The organism is Serratia aquatilis (assembly GCF_044865145.1).
GTDB lineage: Bacteria > Pseudomonadota > Gammaproteobacteria > Enterobacterales > Enterobacteriaceae > Chania > Chania aquatilis.
The window spans coordinates 2,409,174-2,432,665 of the sequence record NZ_CP173186.1; the positions used below are offsets into that span (position 1 = coordinate 2,409,174).

Here is a 23,492-nt window from a genome sequence, read left to right on the forward strand (position 1 = left end):
TTTCATGCTGCTGGGTGTTGTTTTATATGAGACATACCTAATCGGGTGAAGATAGGCGGTTGCGGAGCTTTACTTGTCAAGTTTAAACAGTGGCGGTTATTTTTCTGACTATGACGCTATCCATGATAATAAATGAGACAGAATGTAGACGAAAAGTCAGTGATTGACAAGCTTCGTATTATTTTAATTGCTGCTATATGCGGTGTATAAAAGGTGGGCTTTATATTGTTCAACAACATTCGTCAGAAAATTGTCTTGTGGATACTCGGTTTTTATCTTTTGATCATAATGCACGTTTATATTCCCAATATGGGAGGCAGCGGGCTAGCCCTACCAGGAAACATGCTGGCATGGTTGGTGATGGCGCTGATAGTACTAGCTATCTGCCTGTTAGGCCGTTTAGGTTTAGAACCTGAGCAATGGGTAATGACGAGCAGCAGCAGACTTTTCCTATTAGGTATTCTAATGCTGTGTTTACCATGGTTTTATAGCGCTAGCCCTTGGCGGGAATACTCGTCATTCAGAGTGATGGGTATGTTAGGCGGTGCTGCTTTTTATCTGGTGCTACTACAAGGTTGCTTACGAGAATCTGCTATTAAAGTCGTGCTGTGGCTGATTTTAGGCGCAGCAGTAGTGGAAAGCGGGCTTGTGCTTTTGCAGATGTATGTTTTACAACCGGGTAACTGGTTTGAATTCAACGTCGGTAAAGCACGACCATACGGTATTTTCCAACAAACCAACGTGATGGCTACATTTCTAGCAACTGGTCTGGGTGCTACGCTTTGTCTATTGCTGCAAAGCCAATGCAAAATGCTGGTTCGGCGTTGCCTGCTGGTGTTGCTGGTAACTTTGATAACAGCCTTGATAGTGGTGATGAGGTCTCGTACTGGTTGGATTGGCGCTTGCTTAATGGCGTCTACGATGCTGGTACTACTACGCCAACAGCGGCAAATGACCATTGTAGGCACTGTGGCTATGCTATGCGGCATTTTGATCGGTTTTGCTATGCTGGGTAATCCCACTCTAGAGAGTCTTGATCATCCTGGTTCCAACTATTATCGCTGGATAATGGTGAAACAGACGTTAGCGATGATTGCACAAAAGCCATTATTGGGATGGGGTTATGGCAGTTTCGATTACCACTTTCACCACTTCCTTATTCAACAACAACCCCCGATATTGATCGGTGAACATGCCGATCACCCCCATAACGAACTACTCTATGGCTGGATGGAAGGGGGTATAGTTGCCTTGGCTGGTATGTTGCTGCTGGCTGCTGGTTACCTGAGTTTACTGATAAGAGCGTGGCAACACGACCGCGCTGAAAACAGGGAATATAGCGCCTTTGGGGTTGGCCTAATCACCTTGCCGCTGGCTTTGCATACCCAAACAGAATATCCATTTTATATGGCAGTGCCATCATGGCTAGTTTTTCTTTTGCTACTAGCATTACTCGACTCACTCTGCGGTAAACGGTTACGGAGTCGGAGGCAGTTTGGTAGCCGTGGGTTGCAGTCGGTAATGGTTGCAGGCTCCGTTGGGGTAATTCTGTTTATGGCTACAGGGATCCATGCCGCTGGAGTATTGACTCGGGCAGAGAGACAGCAACTTAAGGTTTTGCCAACACCTGCAGCACTAATTAACCCCTGGAGCCAGGCTAGGCGTTACGATTATGACCGGCACTTATACGATCTTTTGTCTTATAACCAATCTAAAGATAATAGGTTATTAATCCAATATACGGAATGGGCGCGTAATTACGTGATGGTTGACATTGATGCTAACGTTTATGCAAATTTGATTGTTGTTGGTAAAATACTCAATAATCCATTACTAGTAGAGGAGTTCTCACAAGAGGCTAAATTACTTTTCCCTGAAAGCACCCGGATTAATGCATTGACAAAAAATATGGGGAAATAGTTTTTCTTACTATGATGTTAATGAGTGGTTCTTCCTTGGTCTTGTTATTCGTAATGTGATTGCTAAATGCAATAAATAATGTTTCCTCTGTGGTTAACTAATTGTATTTTGGAGTTTGATAACAAATTGTAGCTCTGTATAGGGCGATTTGCTCTTGTTTGCAAAAGAGTGTCGGTGTGATTCGTCAAATGGTTTTTCTTGGGGTAATTATGATTAATGTATCAATATTAGAGAGTGATCGTTACTTTGAACATGGCTTAAAAAAATTGCTGGAGAGTTATTTTTTTTATCAAAATGTTAAAGTTAATTTCACCATCTATGATAAAAATTTTGCTGATGAATCCTGGCTGATATTTCGCCCATTGGACGAGCGTATTGATAACTACGGTTGCTACCCGTTCGTTAGTAATGGGCAACAGAGAGTTGTTCCGATCTGTATGCCGGAGGATTTAGTCAAAATTGCGGTTCGGCCCTGTATACGGGATACTGTTTTTTTATTCAGAAATGACAGTGTTGATACTTTGCTCGCGAAGCTTGATGCGCTCTGGAACCCTTGGGAAATCAATAGCAAAGAAAAATCAGAGGACGAATGTGCATCATGCGAGGGATGTAATTTTCAGCAACTTAGTTTTAGTGAGAAAAGAATCATTCGCTATATCGGTATGGGGTTCAGCATTTCCAATATATCGCGTATTCTGAAAAAAAACGTCAAAACTGTGAGTAGCCAAAAACGTTCAGCGATGAGAAAACTCAATATGAGCCGGAACATAGATTTGTATCGTTTTCTTATCCATTCCGAACAATTGTAATAATATGTGACGGCGGTTAACGATGTTGATGACTAAGTCACCGGTAGGTAAAAGGGAACGAAGCGCCATGTAAACTGCTGAAAGCAACCCGCGACAGCGTAGCCGAGACCAGCATGTAGGGAACCTGAAGTGCAGCTGGCGTATTTCCTTTTAAGTTGAGTGTCTATATAGTGCACTTCCAGCCTGTTTTCGGGTGAACTGTTCATTTTACTTGGTCTTGGATGTCGATATGTTACAACGCCCTTTTTGGCAACAGAAAACCCTCAACGAAATGTCTGAGGCGGAGTGGGAGTCACTGTGCGACGGATGCGGGCAGTGCTGTCTGAACAAACTGATCGATGAAGACACCGACGAGATCTATTTTACTAACGTTGCCTGCGATCAGCTAAATATTAAGTCATGTCAGTGCCGAAACTATGAACGCCGCTTCGAGCTTGAGGAGGACTGTATCAAACTGACTCGCGAGAATCTGACTACATTTGACTGGTTGCCGCCAACTTGTGCGTATCGACTGGTCGGTGAAGGTAGGCCATTATTTTCTTGGCATCCATTGGTTAGTGGCTCAAAAGCAGCGATGCACGGCGAACGCATCACAGTGCGTCATATAGCTGTGCATGAAAGTGAAGTTACAGACTGGCAGGATCACATTTTGAACAAACCGAGTTGGGCTAAATGACGACCCATAATATCTCACATAAACGGTCGCCGGGTTTAAATCGTGTTGCTGACAATAGTGCTATTTGGTTAACCCACTCTGTTGCCAGGCGTCGAGATGTTGTTGCCGCTCACTGTGAGAATACCATTTACCATATTTCACCTCCGATTCGTTGTATTAGTATGTGGCAGCAGAGTTTTGTTAACAATACGAGTTCGCCGTTAGGTTACAGAGTTAATAACGGACATTTTTAGTATTGAAGTTAATTGTCATTCTTCTCACTCGTTGCCATTAAAAATATCTGCAGTGAATGATATATGAATGTTCAACATTATAAATAACTTAATCTGCATCAATGTGGTTTCAATAACATAGATAACAGCGAGGCTAGGATAAAAAAGTGAAGAGAGCTCCATACACTGTGAGTATAGTTGTTGGAGTAATTATAAACCTGATTCGGTGCTTTGTAATGAGTATCCGGGTGACAAAATGGATGCATTAGCAAAATAAGTTAAGGTTATGTAAATTACGCGTCAAATAGGTATGATAAGCTTCATTTTAAACAAAATATTAGGTAGTTTGTCGGCTCCTTTGCCCAGTAAGAGAGTTTAATAATGAAAATGGCACGTTTGTTTGCTGTAGCTGGAGCACTTATTGTGCTCGTTTACTTTTATACGCATACCTGATGTAAGTTAATTCTTGAAATTATACACTATTCAATAAAAACGGTGCCTATAGGCACCGTTTTTGAGGATGATTACTAGCGGCCAAATAGATCACGTCTGCGTTGGCGTACAAATTGGCTGATCAGCACTAGAACACCGATTAGCAGATAGGCTGCAAAGATCCCAACAAGCCATTGCGGCATTTCCAGTGACAAAAACTGCCATTGACGGACTGAACAGTCTCCTGAAGCATGGAATACTTCAGGTAGCCATTTATCAAGCGGCAACCAAGAAGGGAAACTGACAAAGAAATCACAAGTATTAAATGGTGATGGATGCAACTGGATCATGGTATGTTTCCACGCCAATTGTAAACCTTCCCAAGCGCTATATATCCACACTAGGATAGCCACGTAACGCAGAGGTGTCTTCGGCGCCAGCATGCCAATCAGCGAAGCTCCCAGGATCCCGAACAGTGCGACTCGTTCGTAGATACACATCACGCAAGGCTGCAGCATCATTACATGCTGAAAGTAGAGAGCGGCCAACTCCAGTATCAGTGCAGTCAGCCCCATCAACAGCCAAGCACCGCGCCCTTGCGAGCAACGGTTAAAGAATTGCAACATAACTATATTCTTCCATGCAGTAAGCAATTGAACCGGCAGTGTAAACCAATTCATCCCCGCTGCCAGCGATCTGAACACTATTCAGTGAAAAATATCGCCTTAACGGGGGTGGTTATGGCGGTTAATGTGCAGTGGTTGATACCCCTACGTCAAGTGATGGGGGTGTTAACCACTGCCATTGTGTCAACCAATCTGTGGCCGGTACTAATGTGTGCTGTACGCAGAGCAGGCCAACCACGGTAAGTACCACTGTATAAGGTAATGCCATCCATACCATACGCCCGTAAGACATGCGTACCAGTGGTGCAATTGCAGAGGTTAACAAGAACAAAAATGCGGCCTGGCCGTTTGGTGTGGCTACTGATGGTAGGTTAGTACCGGTGTTGATAGCTACGGCTAACATTTCGAACTGTTTTAGTGTAATCGAACCATTCTCTAATGCCGCGCGCGTTTCGTTTATATAAACGGTACCAACAAAAACGTTGTCAGAAATGGAAGAGAGCAAACCGTTGAACAAATAGAAGAGAGACAATTGAGCAGAGGCTGGCGCTTTGAGCACAAACTGGATCACCGGGGTAAACAGATGTTGTTCAATAATCACCGCAACAACGGTAAAGAATACGGTTAACAACGCTGTAAAGGGTAAAGCTTCCTGAAATGCTTTGCCAATTGCATGCTCATCGGTAATACCACATAGGGAGGTAGCCAGAATGATTACCGACAAACCAATCAGACCAACTTCAGCCAAGTGGAAAGCGAGCGCAATGACTAGCCAAAGGCCAATCAATGCCTGTACTGCCAACTTCATTTTCTCCTGGGAACTCCGTTTTTCCGTGGCCTTACGATCATACTGCTTTAGCACTTTACGAACACGCTCTGGTAGTTTAGTACCGTAGCCGAATACACCAAAGCGTTCGACCAGTAGGCAAACCAAAAGCCCGCAAACAAACACTGGCAACGTTACAGGTGCCATCCGTAGGAAGAAATCCACAAACCCCCATCCGGCGCTTTTGGCGATGATCAGATTCTGCGGTTCTCCCACCATGGTCATTACGCCACCCAAAGCAGTACCTACACCAGCATGCATCAATAAGCTTCGCAAGAAAGCACGAAATTGTTCCAACGTCTGCTTTTTATCAGGGTTTTCAAAGCTGCTATCATCGCTGAGATCGGAAGTATCCCCTGCTTTGTTGGATGCCACGTTGTGGTAAATTGAGTAAAAACCGGTACAGACACTGATGACCACTGCCACTACTGTTAAGGCATCCAGGAAAGCGGAAAGCAGTGCAGCTGAAGCGCAGAAAGCCAGCGACAACAGCATTTTTGAGTGAATGTTTAGCAGTAGTTTAGTAAAGACAAATAACAGTAGCTGTTTCATAAAATAGATGCCAGCGACCATAAATACCAACAACAGAATCACTTCAAGGTTATTGGCAATTTCCTCACTGACATGGGCAGGGCTGGTCATGCCAATAAGTATGGCCTCAATAGCCAGCAGCCCACCAGGCTGTAATGGATAACACTTTAGTGCCATTGCCAGTGTAAAGATAAATTCGGCGACTAATAGCCATCCTGCAATGAAAGGACTGACTAAAAAAAAGACCAATGGATTGATTACCAGGAAACTGATGATGGCAAATTTGTACCAATTTGGAGATGCACCGAGAAAATTTTTCATCAGTGCCGAGCGTATTGTCATAGCCATACTCTTTTGAGAAACCTTAAAATTAGTTACTGCGTTATACCCAAAAAAATTCGAGTTGCTTGTAGGCGGCAAGCTTGCGAGGCCCCAGGAGCATAGATAACTATGTGACTGGGGGTGAGTAAGCGCGGCCAACACCCAAGCAACTTGAAGTATGAAGGGTATATAAATTATACCTGAACAGCGCCTGTGCTGGCCGCGTTAATCGCGCAGTGGGTCTAAGTCCTTGCTAGCGGCGAGCATTTGCGGCATACAGCCTAACAATGGCAGTGGGCATAATGCAATCGAACCCGATTCTCTAGGGCTAAATTTTGAAGAAGCGGCTTCATCGCACATTTTTTGTCAGTTTATGCACAAATTCGTTTAATGTTCTTTGCTCATGCTATGTGATGCTATAGCGATCTGGTATGATCAGCGGACTACTATTACTGATTATCGTCGCTACGGAACATCAACACATGGTCATAAAGGCGCAGAGTCCTGCCGGTTTTGCGGAAGAATATATTATCGAGAGTATTTGGAATAATCGCTTCCCCCCTGGCTCTATTTTGCCCGCGGAGCGCGAGCTTTCAGAACTTATAGGGGTCACCCGCACCACGTTACGTGAGGTTTTACAGCGATTGGCCCGTGATGGTTGGCTAACCATCCAGCATGGCAAACCTACTAAAGTAAATAACTTTTGGGAAACGTCAGGCCTTAATATTCTAGAGACTCTGGCTCGGCTCGATCACAATAGTGTGCCGCAGTTGATTGATAATCTCCTGGCTGTACGCACTAATATTGCATCAATTTTTATTCGTGCTGCGGTACGCAATCATCCTGAGCAGGCACAAGATGTGCTGGCAAAAGCAGCCCAGGTTGAGGACCAGGCTGACGCATTCAACCATCTTGACTATGAGATTTTCCGTGGGCTGGCATTTGCCTCAGGTAACCCGATCTATGGCCTGATCCTGAATGGGTTGAAAGGGCTGTATACTCGTGTTGGGCGTTATTATTTCTCTAACCCGGAAGCGCGCAAGTTGGCTCTCAATTTTTACAATAAGCTGTCAAGTCTGTGCCACGATAAAATGTACGATCAAGTCATGGATTGTGTGCGCAACTACGGCAAAGAGAGTGGCGCTATTTGGCTTAGCATGCAAGGTACAATGCCAAGCGATCTGACTGAAGTGCGGAGATAATCTGTTCGCTCATCAAGTTAGAAGGGGCGCATTAAGCGCCCCTTGAGCTTTATAGGGTTGTGGGTCTTGCAGGGCAACGGTCCAGCAATTCAACACTACCGTCTTCGTTTTGTTGTTCCAAAATGATGTCGAACCCCCACAGCCGATGCAGGTGCTTCATTACCTCTTTGCGGGTTTTGTCCAGAGGGGCGCGATCCTGTGGAATGTAGCGTAGTGTTAATGAACGATCACCGCGTAAGTCAACATTCCAGATCTGAATATTAGGCTCGTGATTGCTCAGGTTGTACTGTGCGGACAACTCTTGGCGTATTGCGCGATAACCTGCTTCATTATGGATGGCCGAAATCTCTAGATAGTTTTTGCGGTCGTCATCCAACACGGTGAATAAACGGAAATCACGCATTATCTTGGGTGACAGGAACTGACTGATGAAGCTCTCATCTTTGAAATCGCGCATGGCGAAATGCAAGGTGTCTAACCAGTCCTTACCTGCAATATCCGGGAACCAGTAACGGTCTTCTTCAGTCGGGGACTGACAAATCCGTTTAATGTCCTGGAACATGGCAAAACCTAATGCATAGGGGTTGATCCCGCTGTAATAGGGGCTGTTATATGGGGGTTGGTAAACCACATTGGTGTGGCTGTGCAAGAACTCCAGCATAAACCGATCGGTTACACGTCCTTCGTCATAAAGATGATTAAGAATAGTGTAGTGCCAGAAGGTGGCCCATCCCTCGTTCATCACCTGAGTCTGCTTTTGCGGATAGAAGTATTGGCTCACTTTTCGCACTATGCGCAGTACTTCACGTTGCCATGGTTCCAGCAGAGGCGCATTTTTCTCCATAAAGTAGAGAATGTTTTCCTGAGGCTCGCGTGGATAGCGTAGCGCTTTCTCCGGTAACTCTTCGCGGGCTATGCGCGGTAGCGTTTTCCACAGTGAGTTCACCTGGCTTTGTAAGTACTCTTCACGGTTTTTCTGCCGCGCTTTTTCTTCTACTAGCGAGATTTTTTGTGGGCGTTTGTAGCGATCTACGCCGTAATTCATCAAGGCATGGCAAGAGTCCAGCAACTTTTCGACTTCTTCAACACCATAGCGTTCTTCGCACTGGCTGATATAGTGGCGCGCGAATAGTAAATAATCCACGATAGAACTTGCATCGGTCCAACTACGGAATAAATAGTTATTTTTGAAAAACGAATTGTGTCCATAGCAGGCGTGAGCCATTACCAATGCCTGCATGGTGATGGTGTTTTCTTCCATCAGATAAGCAATACATGGGTTGGAGTTGATAACGATTTCATAGGCCAAACCTTGCTGACCGTGTTTGTAACGCTGCTCGGTTTCAATGAATTTCTTACCGAATGACCAGTGAGTATAGTTGATAGGCATCCCGACACTGGAATAGGCATCCATCATCTGTTCTGAGGTAATCACCTCGATCTGATGCGGATAGGTATCGAGCCGGTAATGTTTGGCTACCCGATCGATCTGCTCAAGATAGACTTGCAGCAGATCGAACGTCCAATCTGGTCCATCACTCAGACGTTTATCTTCCTTAACCTTTTTATGTGTCGAAGTAGTCATCAGCGCACCCTCATTATTTAAAGGTCTTGCTCATTTGGCAGACCCTTTAACAATGATAGCCCAAGTCGCAATAAATCGTTTGAAATCATCTGTGCATCGAAAAAATTGCTGCGAAAAGCAGAAAAACTTGTCGAAGTAGAGATTTTGTCGTTCGTCCATAGCTGGTATGAGGTGCTTAGAGAGTAGGTAATGCCTTGGATATTGCGATAAGGATACACGCCCACATGGCTGCGGAAATTGTCATCACGCAGTAAACCTGTTTGCAAGGAAAACGGAGAGTTCCTGCCACGAAAGGGACGATATAGCGTAGGATCGCAACGAATCTGGAGGAGAACAATAAGAGGCTTCCGTACTTTTCCAAAGCTATTTTCGCTTTGAACATAGGGGGATGATACTTGGCTGGCAGCAGTAGTATGGCTGATTTATGTTGTAAAAACGCGCCGAAGTGAAAGGAGAGCACTGAGCCTAATGTTGCACCAAGCGTTATCATGCACCAGATAGGTAAGAGTGGCATCATGCTCTTACCTAGCGATATGCCTAATAACAAAGTTACCGACGCAGGGGGCAGGAATGGTGAGACGAAAGCCATTGACTTGCCCATAGCGAACAGAAAAATGAGTACTAGTAACTTCTTGCAGTCAGGCATGTAATTTATCAGTAAGTTTTCTAATTCATTCATTTTTAAACATATAAATGCTGGTTAACTTTATTGAACGAGTACGACAAAGCCCGTAATGGGCATCGCAGGAAGATAAATAAGCCAAGCAATAATCTCTCATTCCTTTCTTAAACCAACGGTAAATTAGTCAACTTCTGTGACCGATTCAGGTAGCCTACAGGCATACCCAAAGAGTAAACGATAGTAGTTCCAAGGTTGATGTTTCCCCTCCTATTTACCTGTCGGAATAACCAGAAAGGTAAAAAACGTGTCATTCTTTATTAAATGGAATAAAAATCCAAATTAAGTTAATTTTCTAAATTTATACTCTAATGCAACAAAGTGAGCAGTGAATGGCTTTAAAGCGTACTTCTACGCTCGATTAGGTCGAAAATAGTACGTCTTTGTTTAAAATTTTGCCCAAGACATGGATTGACATCATCTATTGAGCAGTGTTTTGCAGGAAGAACGCATATTTGGTAAAATAATTGTGAATCTTGTCACGATAGATAATTAATTTGTTGGATGGTTTTTTACGCTGAGTTAATTTCCTGTGACCAGGTGATTGTGCTTTTTAAAAACGTTGGCAGGAGGCGAAAATGCATGTGGTAATTTTAGGGAGCGGGGTAGTGGGGGTGGCTAGCGCCTGGTACTTAGCGAAGGCGGGTCACGAGGTGACAGTGATTGACCGTCAGCCTGGGCCAGCACTTGAAACCAGTGCGGCCAATGCCGGTCAGATCTCGCCAGGTTATGCTGCACCTTGGGCGGCACCGGGTGTACCGCTAAAAGCCATTAAATGGATGTTTCAGCGACATGCGCCGTTGGCGGTTCGCCTTGATGGCAGTAGTTTCCAGTTGCGCTGGATGTGGCAAATGCTGAAAAACTGTAACACCACCCATTATATGACCAACAAAGGACGTATGGTGCGCTTGGCTGAATATAGCCGTGACTGCATAAAGGCACTACGCGAAGAAACTGGGATTCAGTATGAAGGCCGTCAAGGGGGAACATTGCAACTGTTTCGTACCCCGCAGCAGTTCGAAAACGCCGCCAAGGATATTGCCGTGTTGGAAGATGCAGGGGTCCCTTACAAGCTGCTAGAATCCAGCCAATTGGCAACCATTGAGCCTGCCCTCGCTCAGGTGGCACATAAACTGACAGGTGGACTTCAGTTACCGAACGATGAAACCGGGGATTGCCAGTTGTTCACGCAACACTTGGCTAAATTGGCCCAGCAGGCGGGTGTCAATTTTCTCTTTAATCATAATGTCGATGGTTTGCTGGTGGATGGCGATAAAATTGCCGGAGTGAGATGCGACGGAGAAATTATCAAGGGCGACAGCTATGTTGTCGCGTTCGGCTCATATTCCACAGCATTGTTGCGTGGTCTGGTTTCTATACCTGTTTACCCGCTTAAAGGCTATTCATTAACTATCCCAATCGCTGATGAAGCTGCTGCTCCATTCTCAACCGTACTCGATGAAACCTTTAAAATTGCAATCACCCGTTTTGATCAGCGAATTCGTGTTGGTGGCATGGCGGAAATTGTTGGTTTCAATACTCAGTTAGAGCAGAAACGCCGTGAAACTCTGGAGATGGTGGTACGTGATCTTTATCCAAACGGTGGGCGTATTGAGGAGGGGATATTCTGGACGGGCCTTCGACCGATGACGCCTGATGGCACACCCATTGTTGGCCGTACTTCTCTTAAGAATCTCTATTTGAATACCGGACATGGCACGCTAGGTTGGACTATGGCCTGTGGTTCTGGTCAACTGCTGGCTGATTTGATTTCAGGTACCAAACCAGCGATCTCATCAGACGATCTGGCGGTAGCGCGTTATAGTAATCGCGGCAGTAAGGAGCAGGCCTTCCCGCGCAACGATGTGCACCCGGTACGTTGAATATTGCCATGCTTCCGGTCTGAAGGCTGATAACTCGCAATAAATCTGCTGGGTAGGTTTTAAAAGGAGATACAAGGCGGTGTAGATATGCTTTGAAATATGCACAACTGCTTATTCGCGCTATGATAACCCGTGTCTTTTTGCCAGGTTGCCACGGTTGAGAACGTTCATTTTTATTGTATGCATGGTGGGTTATCTGTTGGTGTTAGGCTACCTTGGCGTTTTCGTGGCTGACAAAATTTGCGAAAATGCCCGCAGCTCTAGCAAGATTTGCCGGATGGTAGATATATCAGAACCTTATATTCATAAGTAACCAATAGTCCTAGACAGTTTCGTCCAGCAATAAATGTCAATATGACCCAAGGCGGTTTAGTCGAGGCATGACTGAAGAAGTATGAGCAAGCTTTAGTCCTGGGGGCCATTTTTATGGCAAGTATTTGCAATTTTCATGTAGTAACAAGTATTCAGAATATTCGCTTTTAATTACAATGACACGTGAACTAATCCCCTGATTACCAGTCTGTATAACTAAGTTCCGTTTAGCCAATAACCTAACGCACATGGTGGTAACATATTGATATGGAAGGCTATGAGTGTGAAAAAGGAACCAGCATACTGCTTGTATGCACATTTTTGACTTATTTTCTGATGCCGCCTGCATTAGCAACTTACATTTTTGAATGGCTTAATTTGAATCCCTTCAATATTGTTAAAGGATGGCATTTTAATCCATTTTCCGCAGATCGTGGAATACCATTCTACCAGACCTTTTTCTACCTGCTTACCATATGGTTTATTGTCAATTTGGTTATGTGGGGAGGGGTATTATTGCTGTTTAGATTATATCAAGGCTACAAATCCCGCAGCGAATCATAAGTTAGCAACTGCGTTTAAGTGAAAGGGGTCACAATGCATTTTTCTGGGGCTGATGGGATTTGTATCGCTAAAATAGAGAAAACAACAATACTACAGGTAGACTCAATGGCCAAGTCAGACCAATGATCAAAGCGCTGAAAAACCGGATTTTAATGGTTTCACGGCTTACTAAAAATGTAATGATCATTGAAACGACCAAACCAATTAAATAAATGTATTGTATCACTACCCACAGCGATGACATGAAACCAAGCCCGGTTGTTATTCTTTAATGCATTTTAGATTGAGATCCTTTTATAATCAATGGCTGTTTTATCCTTATGATAAGTAAAGGAAATGCTCATCTCTGCCGGAAAATTAAGCAGGGCATTAAAAATAATCATAAATAAACCTTGCTAATGAATGATGCTTATGAGTAAATAGCGTCATCGGTTTGTAGCACAGACCTTATGAAAGCAATTTTAGTAAAGTAGTTCTCAGTATTAGCGATATCCTATATAGATACCTCTTCTTCCGCGAATTTCCTTCTTTAGTGCCCCATAAGTTTTCACTGAATAGCAGACCCCTTTCGCCACTATGGCGGCCAAAATAATGAAGGAAGTATCTATGTCTAATAAAATGACTGGTTTAGTAAAATGGTTTGACGCTGGTAAAGGTTTTGGTTTCATTTCTCCTGCTGATGGCAGCAAAGATGTGTTCGTACACTTCTCTGCTATCCAAGGCAATGACTACAAAACCCTTGATGAAGGCCAAAAAGTTGAATTCACCATCGAAAATGGTGCTAAAGGCCCTTCGGCTGGTAACGTTACTGCGATGTAACGTGAAGTAGCCCTGTGGTTAGACCTTGCAATAGCGATGATGGCGTAAGCCTGAGCAGACAAGTAATAATCCACACCATCAATCCCGGGCTTGTTCCGGGATTGAATCTGTTTTTTAGCTTCGAAAAAACCTGAAAGTGTTAATTACTTGATTAACAGAAAAGCCTGTTCTAAAAAGTAGTTTTTTCTGTTGTGAAAGGGTCGCGCTTAGGCTGCGTAAGGTTGGAGTGTTCGATGGACGCTTACGCCACACCATGACGGCCGGGAAAGTGACCGGCAAATTTTTACAATTCATGCCCACATCTGATTTGATGAGATGTTTGGCAGAACAATGTGTTAATTTTGTTCCCCAAAACTCATTGCAACTCACTGATTAACAACGCTCGTCAACATCACTCAGCGGCATAAAAAAACAGCCAGAAAATGATATTTAACTGGCTGTTTTTATTGGTTAAATAGGCATTTTATGCCGTCTGCTTATGGAATAACTCCCGGAATACTGGGTAAATATCATCCGGTTCACGGATGTGTTGCATAGCAAAGTTTTCAAATGTCGCTTGCAGTTGCTCATATTCACGCCACAGCGTTTGGTGGGCTCGGCGAGTGATTTCGATGTAACTATAGTAACGTACTACAGGCAAAATGTTTTTTGCCAACAGCTCGTGACATAGTGGTGAGTCATCCGCCCAGTTGTCGCCGTCAGAAGCCTGTGCAGCATAAATGTTCCACTGTGCAGGATCGTAACGCTCTTCCACCACTTCGCTCATCAATTTCAAGGCACTAGATACAATTGTGCCGCCGGTTTCCTGGGAATAAAAGAATTCTTGCTCATCAACCTCTTTAGCCTGGGTGTGATGGCGAATATAAACGACATCCACGTTCTTATAGGTTCTGCTGAGGAATAGATACAGCAGAATATAAAAACGCTTTGCCATGTCTTTAGTCGCCTGATCCATTGAGCCGGATACGTCCATTAGGCAAAACATTACTGCCTGACTGGAAGGCTCTGGACGGCGCTCATAATTCTTGTAACGCAGGTCGAAGGTATCAATAAACGGCACGCTTTCAATTTTTTTACGCAGCTCAGCAATTTCCTTGCGAAGACGTTCCTCTTCCAGCAATTGTACCGGCTCGGTATTTTCCAACTGAGCAAGGCTGTCTTCAAGTTCATGCAATGCCCGCCGTTTACCGGCGGTCATTGCCGTACGCCTTGCCAAAGAATTTTGCAGTGAGCGTACAACGCTAATATTAGCTGGTACACCATTAGCGGTATAACCTGCACGGTGTGTTTTATATTCCGTTAGTTGCTTATATTGATTCTTCTTCAGATTAGGAAGTGCCAGATCCTCGAACAACAAGTCGAGATACTCATCTTTAGAGATCTGGAATACAAATTCGTCTTGCCCTTCTCCGTTTTGGCTGGCGTTACCCTGGCCACTGCCGCCGCCTCCGCCGCCACCTTGAGGGCGTTCGACACGATCATTCTGTACGAAGTGATCGTTACCAGGATGAACACGATGACGTGTACCACCATGGCCTTGATGAAACATAGGTTCGCTGATATCGCCGGCAGGAATCGAAACCGATTCGCCACTATCCACATCGGTAACCGAACGCTTATTGATGGCTTCGGCGATCGACTGTTTGATTTGCGACTTATAACGACGCAAGAAACGCTGGCGGTTCACCATGCTCTTGTTTTTGCCATTAAGCCGTCGGTCAATAAAATACGCCATACATCCCCCAAACAACGTTGCCAACTTTCTCTACCCTGCATTTTTTTAAGCTACAGCGTCGTTGGCTTTATGTGTTTTCCCCAGCCGAATGAGTGGCTGGGGATCACACATGAATACCTAGATGCAACCCAAAATCGATTGGGTAAACAGGCCATCTATGACGTCATTTACCGCTGACATCATGAAGATTTTCTCACCCGCAGATACCATTCGCAAAGTAAGCGAACCTGTTTGCGTGTATAGCCTTTCTCCATCATACGGTCGACGAAATCATCGTGTTTTTTCTGCTCATCCGTTGAGGTTTTAGCATTAAAGGAAATGACTGGCAGTAACTCTTCGGTGTTCGAGAACATTTTCTTCTCGATAACCGTACGCAACTTCTCGTAACTGGTCCAATTCGGGTTCCGGCCACTATTATTGGCGCGTGCACGCAGGACAAAATTGACGATTTCGTTGCGGAAATCTTTCGGGTTGCTGATACCGGCTGGTTTTTCGATTTTTTCCAGTTCGGCATTCAATGACTCACGGTCAAACAACTGACCAGTGTCCGGATCTCTATACTCCTGATCCTGGATCCAGAAGTCCGCATAGGTCACATAACGGTCGAAAATGTTCTGACCATATTCAGAATACGATTCCAAGTAAGCTGTCTGAATTTCCTTACCGATAAATTCGGCATATTTCGGGATCAGATAGCCTTTCAGGTGCTCAAGGTATTTTTCAGCAATATCCTGTGGGAACTGTTCACGCTCGATCTGTTGCTCCAGCACATAGAATAAGTGTACTGGGTTGGCCGCAACTTCGGCATGATCAAAGTTGAATACCCGAGACAGGATTTTGAAGGCAAAACGAGTCGAAAGACCATTCATCCCTTCATCAACCCCAGCATAATCGCGATATTCCTGGTACGACTTGGCTTTAGGATCGGTGTCTTTCAGACTTTCGCCATCATAAACACGCATCTTTGAGTAGATGCTTGAGTTTTCGGGTTCTTTCAGCCGCGATAGCACGGTGAAACGAGCCAGGGTTTCCAACGTTCCCGGAGCGCAAGGTGCGTGAGTCAACTCGCTATGATCTAGCAGTTTATCGTAGATCTTAATTTCTTCTGAAACACGTAAGCAGTATGGCACCTTGACAATGTAAACACGGTCGAGGAATGCCTCATTGTTCTTGTTGTTTCGGAAGGTGACCCATTCCGATTCGTTTGAGTGAGCCAGGATAATACCGCTGAACGGCAGGGCAGAGATCCCCTCGGTTCCGTTATAGTTACCTTCCTGAGTGGCAGTTAGCAGAGGATGCAGCACCTTGATAGGCGCTTTGAACATCTCCACGAACTCCATTATCCCTTGGTTAGCGCGGCACAGTGCACCAGAGTAGCCATACGCATCTGGATCATTCTGCGCATGGTTTTCCAATTTACGAATGTCCACTTTACCGACCAGGGCAGAAATATCCTGGTTATTCTCATCACCGGGTTCAGTTTTAGCGATTGCAATTTGTTCTAGTATCGAAGGACGAACCTTCACAACTTTGAATTTTGTAATGTCGCCACCAAACTCGTGCAGGCGTTTTGCTGCCCACGGCGACATAATGGTGCCAAGATAGCGAGTTGGGATGTTGTATTCTTTGTCAAGAATAGTGGCATCCTCTTGCGGGTTAAACAGGCACAAAGGGTGGTCATTTACCGGGCTGCGTTCGCCGTTGGCGCTCAGAGTGTAAATAGGTACGCGTTGCATCAACGCTTTCAGACGTTCTGCCAGCGAAGATTTCCCGCCCCCTACAGGCCCCAGCAGATAGAGAATTTGTTTCTTCTCTTCCAGGCCCTGCGCTGCGTGTTTCAGGTAAGAGACTATCTGTTCGATAGCTTCTTCCATGCCGTAAAATTCCTCAAATGCCGGGTAGCGAGCGATCACGCGGTTGGAAAACAGGCGCGACATGCGTGATTCGAGCGCGGTGTCCACCATGACCGGTTCACCGATAGCCATTAGGAGACGTTCCGCCGCATTGGCATAGGCACTGCGATCTTGCCTGCAAATGGTAAGAAATTCCTGCAGTGTGAACTCTTCGTCCTTGGCAGCTTCGTAGCGCTGGCGATAGTGATCAAATATGTTCATGGCGATGCCCGTCCTTTCGTTATTAGCACAGGTTAAAAAGGAGCTGGTGTTTGTATTCTGGCTCCCGAAAGAGTGAACTCTCACTGAGTACAGCAACTCGTATGCCAACTTGGTGCGCTTATTATCGCGAGTTGCGCTTTAATTGCCACTGAGCTCAAGATCAATTCACCTTCTGATTTAAGCGTAGTTGCATACTGGAAAATTTCCTGCAAGAAAAGTGGCTTTTTTAAGTCATTTCAATGACTCAGTTACAGCAGAGACAGCCGAATGCCTTATCTGATGCGGGTTGTGGTAAAAAACGGCATTAATAATTAATTTTTTTTTCTAAGTTATTCGATCTTCATCATTTTCTTTTGTAAATATCAGGCAAGCGATCACATTTTCACATAAACTACGTGCAATATTTACACAAACTTATGGATGGAAAAACCAGTGAAAATTTATCAACTCAAAACGCTAGCGTTTATCGCTGCCGCGATGGTTTACGGGCATAGCGCTCAAGCTGGGAACTTGTCACTTGGTGCTGGTGCAGGGATTGCGGCAGAGCCTTACCGCGGTTATAAAACCAAAGTTTATCCGGTGCCGATCATTAACTACGAGAATGATAACTTTTATTTCCGTAGTCTTACCGCTGGATATTATCTGTGGAATGACCAGCAGAATAAGCTCAGCATCACTGCCTACTACCTTCCTCAGTTTTTTAAACCCGGTGATAGCGATGATGACCGCATGAGGCTTTTAGATAAGCGTCGCAGCACGCTGATGGCAGGGCTGGCGTATTCCCATAATGCAGCGTGGGGTAGTATCCGCACTGTATTATCTGGGGATATGTTGAATAACAGTAACGGCATGCTGGGTGATGTGGCATACCTTTATCGGTTTACGCCAGATAACTGGACACTTGTGCCAGGTGTCGGTGTTACGTGGACCAGTAAGAATCAGACCGAGTACTACTATGGTGTTAGTGAAAACGAGTCACAACGCAGTGGTTTGGATAGCTATAAGCCAGGTAATAGTTTGGCGACATACGTTGAACTGACGGCAAATTATAAATTCAACCCGAACTGGAATGCTTTTGTGACAGGGCGCGTTATCAGACTGTCCAACGAAGTTAAGGACAGTCCAATGGTAGATAAATCATACACAGGGCTCATGTTGACAGGTGTGAGTTACAACTTCTAGCTTGGTATGCACTGCAAGTGAGCATAGGTTGCACTAAAAAGGGGCGTTGGCGCCCCTTTTGCTATACTACAGTGCACTGCTCCCAACTGAGACTCAGCTATGCTTGCGACTACGGAATTTAGCGGCCAAACGAGCAGGCTGTTCCCCTGAAGCAACCAATGGTTTTGATATACGCCCGGTCTCAACACAAACCATGGTCTTATAGCCATTATCAGACATGTCGGCCATGCTGCCAGACAGTTCGGCACCAGGGTTCCAAGCGATCACATCACTCATGTGTTGATGGCTTATTTCGATAGTGCGTTGTAGCACTGGATCATTAATGAGGCTGCAGGCTGCTGCGTGGGTATAAATTCGGTCGGTTTGCCCGGTAAACACCAGATCACCCACTTGGCGTGATTCAGCGCCTTTGGCTACTTTATCAATAAACTGTTCACCCAAACCTGCAACTTTTACGCTGCTGATATCCCCAATCTGGAAGTAGGTATGCAGTGCTGCTGTAGCCTGATAATTCCCATGTGACTCAAGTTCAATCTCACATTCTTCACCAAGCCTGAAGCGGGCAATCAGGGTGAAATCATGCGGCCATAGTTCGCGGGTTTGCTCGTTATCTTTGAGTGTGAAAGTCAGGATCACACCGTTGTCATCTTCGCCGTGAGCCGTTAGCTGCCAAGGTTGATTACGGGCAAAGCCATGAGATGGATTGCTTACTGGGCCGAACCACGGCCAGCAGATTGGCACACCACCCCGGATTGCGACGCCTTTCTTGAATGGCGTATTGCTGCTCAACCAAATTACAGGGTTATCGCCACTTGGTTGCCAGGCTACCAAATGAGCACCTTGAAGAGTAATAGCCGCGCGTACTTTAGGATGTGATACCACGATAATCGGTAATTCGCCCAGTTCGCGCTGACTAATGAATGGGGTGATTTGTTCGGTAACGGGTAGGGTGAAGATTTTTTCGTTCATGTTATAGCCTTCTTTTCGCCGCAAAAACAAATATATCCTATGAATTTCAAATTGCAGTCAGATGGCTGAGTCATGCATCCTCCGAGCCTGCAGCAGCTAAAAATCAAGAGCTGAGAACAGATAACGATGCTGCAGTTGAAAAACAACGGGTACAAAAACAAAAAGGGCGACAATAATGTCGCCTCTTTATACTCAACTTCGCATCATGCCATTACTTGGAGATGTGAGCGATCAAGTCCAGCACTTTGTTAGAGTAACCAGTTTCGTTATCGTACCAAGAAACCAGTTTCACGAAAGTGTCGCTTAATGCGATACCTGCTTTGGCATCGAATACAGAAGTCAGTTTCTCACCGTTGAAATCGGTAGAGACAACTTCATCTTCGGTGTAGCCCAGCACGCCTTTCAGCTCGCCTTCAGAAGCGGCTTTGATGGCGGCACAAATCTCTTTGTAAGAAGCTGGTTTTGCCAGACGAGCAGTCAGGTCAACAACAGACACGTTCGGAGTAGGAACGCGGAACGCCATACCGGTCAGTTTGCCGTTCAGTTCTGGGATAACTTTACCTACAGCTTTAGCCGCACCGGTAGAAGAAGGGATGATGTTCTGAGATGCGCCGCGGCCGCCGCGCCAGTCTTTGTGAGACGGGCCATCAACGGTTTTCTGGGTAGCGGTAGTAGCGTGAACAGTAGTCATCAGCGCTTCAACGATACCGAATTTATCGTTGATAACTTTAGCCAGTGGTGCCAGGCAGTTTGTGGTACAAGAAGCGTTAGAAACGATTTCCTGGCCAGCGTAGGACTTGTGGTTCACACCCATAACAAACATTGGGGTGTCATCTTTAGATGGGCCAGTCAGAACAACTTTCTTGGCACCAGCTGCAATGTGTTTACGAGCGGTTTCGTCAGTCAGGAACAGGCCAGTTGCTTCAGCAACGATGTCAACGTTGACTTCATTCCACTTCAGGTTAGCCGGATCTCTTTCTGAGGTACAACGGATGGTTTTGCCATTAACAACCAGATGGCCGTCTTTAACTTCTACAGTACCGTTGAAACGGCCATGAGTAGAGTCATACTTCAGCATGTAAGCCATGTACTCAGCATCTAACAGATCGTTGATTGCAACGATTTCGATGTCAGAACGTTCCTGAGCAGCACGGAAAACAATGCGACCGATACGGCCAAAACCGTTGATACCTACTTTGATAGTCATATATTCCACCAGCTATTTGTTAGTGAATAAAAGGTTGGTTGTAAAATTACAAAAACCTTACCGAGCGTCAAGCGGAATCGTGTCAATTCTTGCGGCAAGTCAAACCAAAGGCTGGGTTTTGCACACGAATTGCACATTCCGTTTTCGTCCGACCTCTGTTTGATATGGAGGCAAATTGCTAAGTATAAAGTCCATACGTGCAAAATTTGTGAGGAAAGTCACACAGAATTGCGGCGTAACCTTTATGCGCTACAGTCTAGGCTAAAAATGCCTGCAGCGTTGTTAATTTTTCGTTATTATTGCTCACTGTTTTCGTTGTAATGATCTCTATTCTGGGAATAGCACAGATGGCTAAAGATATACCCCCCAACCAACCGCGCGCTGAACTGAATGAAATCCAACGCTATGTGACGCAAGAACGCGGGACTGAAGCCCCATACTCGGGAAAACTGCTGCACAACAAACGTGAAGGCGTCTACCACTGCCTGTGCTGCAATACGCCACTATTTTACTCCGACAGCAAGTATGACTCAGGCTGCGGTTGGCCAAGTTTTTATCAACCGGTATCTGATGATGCAGTTCGCTATCTCGATGATAAATCTCATAATATGCATCGAGTCGAGATTCGCTGTGGTCACTGTGATGCCCATTTGGGGCACGTGTTCCCTGATGGACCACAGCCGACTGGCGAACGCTATTGTGTCAACTCTGCTTCGCTGGCCTTTACCGACGGTGAAAGCGGTGAGAAAACTGCTGGTTAAGTAGTAATTAGATCAACAAAATCGATTCAGCTAGTTATTCTATTTTACCCATGAGTGAGGAAATGCTCTGATGGAAGTAAAAGATCTGATTGCGGCCATGACGCCGGAAATTTACCAACGGTTAGTCCAGGCAGTCGAACTGGGTAAGTGGCCGGATGGTGTTGCTTTGACTGCCGAGCAGAAGGAACACAGCCTTCAGGCAGTAATGCTTTGGCAGTCGATGAACAACACCGAAGCGCAACATATGAGTATTGGTACCGACGGGCAAATCGTAATGAAAAGCAAACAAGAGCTGAAGCAACAGTTTGTTGCGGAGCCTTTCACCAAACTTAAGCCGCAGTAAAATTGAACAGTAGGGCGATGGCCGCATCGCCCTAGAGATTTAAAATCTTGCGTGATTGCTAAAGGTTGCCCTTGAGTTTACTGCTGAATAAATTGTGACAGCGTAACAAGTTGTGCTCCTGCATGTTGCATTTCAGTCAACGCATGCTGGCTATCTAGCGGCTGCAAATTGACACCGCGGCAACCATCGATAATCACCTGAGTGTGATAGCCCAGGTTTAGGGCATCTAACACACTGTATTTAACGCAATAATCAGTTGCTAATCCCATGATGGCAAGATGCGTGATCCCTTGGAATTGAAGCCATCTGTGAAGTGCTGTTTGTGCTCTATGTCCGTTGTCAAAGAAAGCGCTGTAACTGTCGATATCAGGGTCTTCACCTTTACGAAAAACCGCTGCGATGTGCTGCCGATTGAGCTGAACATGGAGCTCAGCACCATATGTTTCTTGCACACAATGCACAGGCCACCAAACCTGTGGTAACCCTTTAAGTTGTCCTAGCGTACCGACTTCTGTGTGTGAATTTACCGCAAAACTGCGGTGATTAGCCGGATGCCAATCTTGGCTGGCAACGATGACTTCATTACGAGCACGACAAACTTCGATTGCCAGATTAGCTATGGCAATGGTGTCATCGCCCTCAGCCACGGCCAAAGCGCCCCCTGGGCAAAAATCGTTTTGTAAATCAATCAATAACAAAGCGGTTTTCATCTTCACTCCAAAATCGGTTAACCCACTGAGCTGAGTTCGCCACGTAAGTCCTGCTGCATCTGAGTACGGATTTGTTCAGGGGTAAGTTGCTGGCTCAAGAGGTAGTGCAACTTGGTTAGCGTTGCTTCCACCGTCATATCAAAACCGCTGACCACTCCAGCCTGTGCAAGTGCATTACCTGTGGCATAACCTTCCATGTTGACTCGACCCGAAATGCATTGGGTCAGGTTAACGACCACGATGCCACGCGCGGATGCATCACGCAATTCATCAATTAATTCGGCTTTTTGCGGAGCATTGCCAACACCGTACGAGCGTAGAATTAGCGCTTTTACCGGTTGAAGCAAATAGTTACGCACAACGGCACCAGAAATTCCGGGATAAATCGTAACAACGCCAATCGGCTGAGGAGTGATGTTATGTACGATCAAATCACCATTACAAACCGGAGATGAAATGCCGGCCTGACGGCGGATATGGATCCCTGCCTCTAGAAGTGGAGGCAAGTTTGGGGAGGCAAAGGCATCAAAACCATCGGCATGAGCTTTAGTGGTACGGTTGCCACGAAACAGTTTGTTGTTGAAGAACAGACTGACTTCATTTATCGGATGGTTGGCCGCCAGATATAGTGCATTCAGCAGGTTGGTTTGACCATCAGAACGCAGTTCTGCCAAAGGTATTTGTGACCCTGTCACAATAACCGGTTTATCGAGATTTTCCAGCATGAAAGAGAGTGCAGAGGCGGTAAACGCCATGGTATCCGTACCATGGAGGATGACAAATCCGTCATATCGCTCGTAATTCTGCTTAATATCATCTGCGATGTGTTGCCAATCCTCGGGTGTCATATCTGAAGAGTCGATCAGCGGCATATATTCATGAATGGTAAAGTCAGGCATTTCCTGCCTGTGGAATTCAGGCATAAGTGCCAGTTGGCATTGCAGATGGCCGGAAACCGGGATATAGCCGTGCTCAGAGCGTTGCATACCGATAGTGCCACCGGTATAAGAGACGTAAATGGATTTTTTTTGCATAACAAAAATCTTATGGGCTCAGATTGACTGAATTATAGGA

20 protein-coding genes are annotated in these 23,492 nt (G+C 45.4%); 9 read left to right on the plus strand and 11 right to left on the minus strand.

What is annotated here, in order from left to right:
• Positions 1-342: 342 nt before the first annotated feature.
• The 3 genes from SAQUA_RS10830 to SAQUA_RS10840 all read left to right on the plus strand — a co-directional run bounded on the left by SAQUA_RS10830 (position 343) and on the right by SAQUA_RS10840 (position 3,405).
• Positions 343-1,920: a Wzy polymerase domain-containing protein gene (locus tag SAQUA_RS10830; protein ID WP_404413184.1), complete on the plus strand. Its 1,578-nt coding sequence runs from the start codon at positions 343-345 to the stop codon at positions 1,918-1,920.
• A gap of 176 nt (positions 1,921-2,096) precedes the next feature.
• Positions 2,097-2,729 carry a LuxR C-terminal-related transcriptional regulator gene (locus SAQUA_RS10835; protein ID WP_380673420.1) on the plus strand — a complete coding sequence of 211 codons (633 nt, stop codon included), beginning with the start codon at positions 2,097-2,099 and terminating at the stop codon, positions 2,727-2,729.
• A 229-nt stretch (positions 2,730-2,958) separates the two neighbouring features.
• Positions 2,959-3,405, plus strand: coding sequence for a YcgN family cysteine cluster protein (locus SAQUA_RS10840; RefSeq protein WP_380673422.1), 447 nt, complete (start codon positions 2,959-2,961; stop codon positions 3,403-3,405).
• A 739-nt stretch (positions 3,406-4,144) separates the two neighbouring features.
• On the opposite strand, the gene dsbB is transcribed toward SAQUA_RS10840, so the two are convergent.
• On the minus strand, positions 4,145-4,675 hold the full coding sequence (dsbB, locus tag SAQUA_RS10845) for a disulfide bond formation protein DsbB (RefSeq protein ID WP_380673640.1): 531 nt from the start codon (positions 4,673-4,675) through the stop codon (positions 4,145-4,147).
• A 121-nt stretch (positions 4,676-4,796) separates the two neighbouring features.
• Positions 4,797-6,380: a sodium/proton antiporter NhaB gene (gene nhaB / locus SAQUA_RS10850; RefSeq protein WP_380673424.1), complete on the minus strand. Its 1,584-nt coding sequence runs from the start codon at positions 6,378-6,380 to the stop codon at positions 4,797-4,799.
• A gap of 455 nt (positions 6,381-6,835) precedes the next feature.
• Here nhaB and fadR point away from each other — a divergent pair, with 455 nt between their 5' ends.
• Positions 6,836-7,555, plus strand: coding sequence for a fatty acid metabolism transcriptional regulator FadR (fadR, locus tag SAQUA_RS10855; RefSeq protein WP_380673641.1), 720 nt, complete (start codon positions 6,836-6,838; stop codon positions 7,553-7,555).
• A gap of 49 nt (positions 7,556-7,604) precedes the next feature.
• Here the strand turns inward: fadR and SAQUA_RS10860 are convergent, their stop codons facing one another.
• Together SAQUA_RS10860 and SAQUA_RS10865 are read right to left on the minus strand one after the other, a co-directional pair.
• Positions 7,605-9,140, minus strand: coding sequence for a SpoVR family protein (locus SAQUA_RS10860; protein WP_380673426.1), 1,536 nt, complete (start codon positions 9,138-9,140; stop codon positions 7,605-7,607).
• Positions 9,141-9,315: 175 nt separating this feature from the next.
• Complete coding sequence (locus tag SAQUA_RS10865; protein WP_380673428.1) at positions 9,316-9,819, minus strand: DedA family protein; 504 nt, start codon at positions 9,817-9,819, stop codon at positions 9,316-9,318.
• Between the two features lie 578 nt (positions 9,820-10,397).
• Between SAQUA_RS10865 and SAQUA_RS10870 the strand changes: the two genes are divergently transcribed.
• Positions 10,398-11,702: a D-amino acid dehydrogenase gene (locus SAQUA_RS10870; RefSeq protein WP_380673430.1), complete on the plus strand. Its 1,305-nt coding sequence runs from the start codon at positions 10,398-10,400 to the stop codon at positions 11,700-11,702.
• Between the two features lie 943 nt (positions 11,703-12,645).
• Here the strand turns inward: SAQUA_RS10870 and SAQUA_RS10875 are convergent.
• Entirely contained in the window at positions 12,646-12,822 is a 177-nt protein-coding gene (locus SAQUA_RS10875; protein WP_380673432.1) for a GhoT/OrtT family toxin, read from the minus strand.
• 362 nt (positions 12,823-13,184) lie between these two features.
• Here SAQUA_RS10875 and cspA point away from each other — a divergent pair, with 362 nt between their 5' ends.
• Positions 13,185-13,397 (plus strand): RNA chaperone/antiterminator CspA, encoded by a 213-nt coding sequence (gene cspA, locus SAQUA_RS10880; RefSeq protein WP_380673434.1) that lies wholly within the window; start codon positions 13,185-13,187, stop codon positions 13,395-13,397.
• A 463-nt stretch (positions 13,398-13,860) separates the two neighbouring features.
• Here the strand turns inward: cspA and SAQUA_RS10885 are convergent, their stop codons facing one another.
• Positions 13,861-15,132: a YeaH/YhbH family protein gene (locus tag SAQUA_RS10885; RefSeq protein WP_380673436.1), complete on the minus strand. Its 1,272-nt coding sequence runs from the start codon at positions 15,130-15,132 to the stop codon at positions 13,861-13,863.
• Positions 15,133-15,311: 179 nt separating this feature from the next.
• The gene (yeaG, locus tag SAQUA_RS10890; protein WP_380673438.1) at positions 15,312-17,246 is read right to left on the minus strand and encodes a protein kinase YeaG; all 1,935 of its coding nucleotides are present in this window, start codon (positions 17,244-17,246) and stop codon (positions 15,312-15,314) included.
• Positions 17,247-17,666: 420 nt separating this feature from the next.
• Between yeaG and SAQUA_RS10895 the strand changes: the two genes are divergently transcribed.
• Positions 17,667-18,428 (plus strand): MipA/OmpV family protein, encoded by a 762-nt coding sequence (locus SAQUA_RS10895; RefSeq protein WP_380673440.1) that lies wholly within the window; start codon positions 17,667-17,669, stop codon positions 18,426-18,428.
• Positions 18,429-18,521: 93 nt separating this feature from the next.
• Here the strand turns inward: SAQUA_RS10895 and SAQUA_RS10900 are convergent, their stop codons facing one another.
• Together SAQUA_RS10900 and gapA are read right to left on the minus strand one after the other, a co-directional pair.
• Positions 18,522-19,397 carry a D-hexose-6-phosphate mutarotase gene (locus tag SAQUA_RS10900; RefSeq protein WP_380673442.1) on the minus strand — a complete coding sequence of 292 codons (876 nt, stop codon included), beginning with the start codon at positions 19,395-19,397 and terminating at the stop codon, positions 18,522-18,524.
• A gap of 211 nt (positions 19,398-19,608) precedes the next feature.
• Positions 19,609-20,604 carry a glyceraldehyde-3-phosphate dehydrogenase gene (gene gapA, locus SAQUA_RS10905; RefSeq protein ID WP_380673444.1) on the minus strand — a complete coding sequence of 332 codons (996 nt, stop codon included), beginning with the start codon at positions 20,602-20,604 and terminating at the stop codon, positions 19,609-19,611.
• A gap of 347 nt (positions 20,605-20,951) precedes the next feature.
• On the opposite strand from gapA, the gene msrB reads away from it, so the two are divergent.
• Positions 20,952-21,365 (plus strand): peptide-methionine (R)-S-oxide reductase MsrB, encoded by a 414-nt coding sequence (gene msrB / locus SAQUA_RS10910; RefSeq protein ID WP_380673446.1) that lies wholly within the window; start codon positions 20,952-20,954, stop codon positions 21,363-21,365.
• 70 nt (positions 21,366-21,435) lie between these two features.
• Positions 21,436-21,708 carry a YeaC family protein gene (locus tag SAQUA_RS10915; RefSeq protein ID WP_380673448.1) on the plus strand — a complete coding sequence of 91 codons (273 nt, stop codon included), beginning with the start codon at positions 21,436-21,438 and terminating at the stop codon, positions 21,706-21,708.
• A gap of 77 nt (positions 21,709-21,785) precedes the next feature.
• Here SAQUA_RS10915 and pncA read toward each other — a convergent pair whose 3' ends face one another.
• Together pncA and ansA are read right to left on the minus strand one after the other, a co-directional pair.
• On the minus strand, positions 21,786-22,418 hold the full coding sequence (gene pncA, locus SAQUA_RS10920; RefSeq protein ID WP_380673450.1) for a bifunctional nicotinamidase/pyrazinamidase: 633 nt from the start codon (positions 22,416-22,418) through the stop codon (positions 21,786-21,788).
• A gap of 17 nt (positions 22,419-22,435) precedes the next feature.
• On the minus strand, positions 22,436-23,452 hold the full coding sequence (gene ansA, locus SAQUA_RS10925) for an asparaginase (RefSeq protein ID WP_380673452.1): 1,017 nt from the start codon (positions 23,450-23,452) through the stop codon (positions 22,436-22,438).
• Positions 23,453-23,492: the final 40 nt, after the last annotated feature.

Bases quoted from the DNA above. Each gene is read 5' to 3' on its own strand.
- msrB (WP_380673446.1), top strand. From the start codon at position 20,952: ATGGCTAAAGATATACCCCCCAACCAACCGCGCGCTGAACTGAATGAA.
- SAQUA_RS10840 (WP_380673422.1), top strand. From the start codon at position 2,959: ATGTTACAACGCCCTTTTTGGCAACAGAAAACCCTCAACGAAATGTCT.
- SAQUA_RS10860 (WP_380673426.1), bottom strand. From the start codon at position 9,140: ATGACTACTTCGACACATAAAAAGGTTAAGGAAGATAAACGTCTGAGT.
- SAQUA_RS10915 (WP_380673448.1), top strand. From the start codon at position 21,436: ATGGAAGTAAAAGATCTGATTGCGGCCATGACGCCGGAAATTTACCAA.
- nhaB (WP_380673424.1), bottom strand. From the start codon at position 6,380: ATGGCTATGACAATACGCTCGGCACTGATGAAAAATTTTCTCGGTGCA.
- SAQUA_RS10895 (WP_380673440.1), top strand. From the start codon at position 17,667: ATGGAAAAACCAGTGAAAATTTATCAACTCAAAACGCTAGCGTTTATC.
- cspA (WP_380673434.1), top strand. From the start codon at position 13,185: ATGTCTAATAAAATGACTGGTTTAGTAAAATGGTTTGACGCTGGTAAA.
- SAQUA_RS10875 (WP_380673432.1), bottom strand. From the start codon at position 12,822: ATGTCATCGCTGTGGGTAGTGATACAATACATTTATTTAATTGGTTTG.
- yeaG (WP_380673438.1), bottom strand. From the start codon at position 17,246: ATGAACATATTTGATCACTATCGCCAGCGCTACGAAGCTGCCAAGGAC.
- SAQUA_RS10870 (WP_380673430.1), top strand. From the start codon at position 10,398: ATGCATGTGGTAATTTTAGGGAGCGGGGTAGTGGGGGTGGCTAGCGCC.
- dsbB (WP_380673640.1), bottom strand. From the start codon at position 4,675: ATGTTGCAATTCTTTAACCGTTGCTCGCAAGGGCGCGGTGCTTGGCTG.
- SAQUA_RS10865 (WP_380673428.1), bottom strand. From the start codon at position 9,819: ATGAATGAATTAGAAAACTTACTGATAAATTACATGCCTGACTGCAAG.
- SAQUA_RS10830 (WP_404413184.1), top strand. From the start codon at position 343: ATGCTGGCATGGTTGGTGATGGCGCTGATAGTACTAGCTATCTGCCTG.
- pncA (WP_380673450.1), bottom strand. From the start codon at position 22,418: ATGAAAACCGCTTTGTTATTGATTGATTTACAAAACGATTTTTGCCCA.
- fadR (WP_380673641.1), top strand. From the start codon at position 6,836: ATGGTCATAAAGGCGCAGAGTCCTGCCGGTTTTGCGGAAGAATATATT.
- gapA (WP_380673444.1), bottom strand. From the start codon at position 20,604: ATGACTATCAAAGTAGGTATCAACGGTTTTGGCCGTATCGGTCGCATT.
- SAQUA_RS10900 (WP_380673442.1), bottom strand. From the start codon at position 19,397: ATGAACGAAAAAATCTTCACCCTACCCGTTACCGAACAAATCACCCCA.
- ansA (WP_380673452.1), bottom strand. From the start codon at position 23,452: ATGCAAAAAAAATCCATTTACGTCTCTTATACCGGTGGCACTATCGGT.
- SAQUA_RS10885 (WP_380673436.1), bottom strand. From the start codon at position 15,132: ATGGCGTATTTTATTGACCGACGGCTTAATGGCAAAAACAAGAGCATG.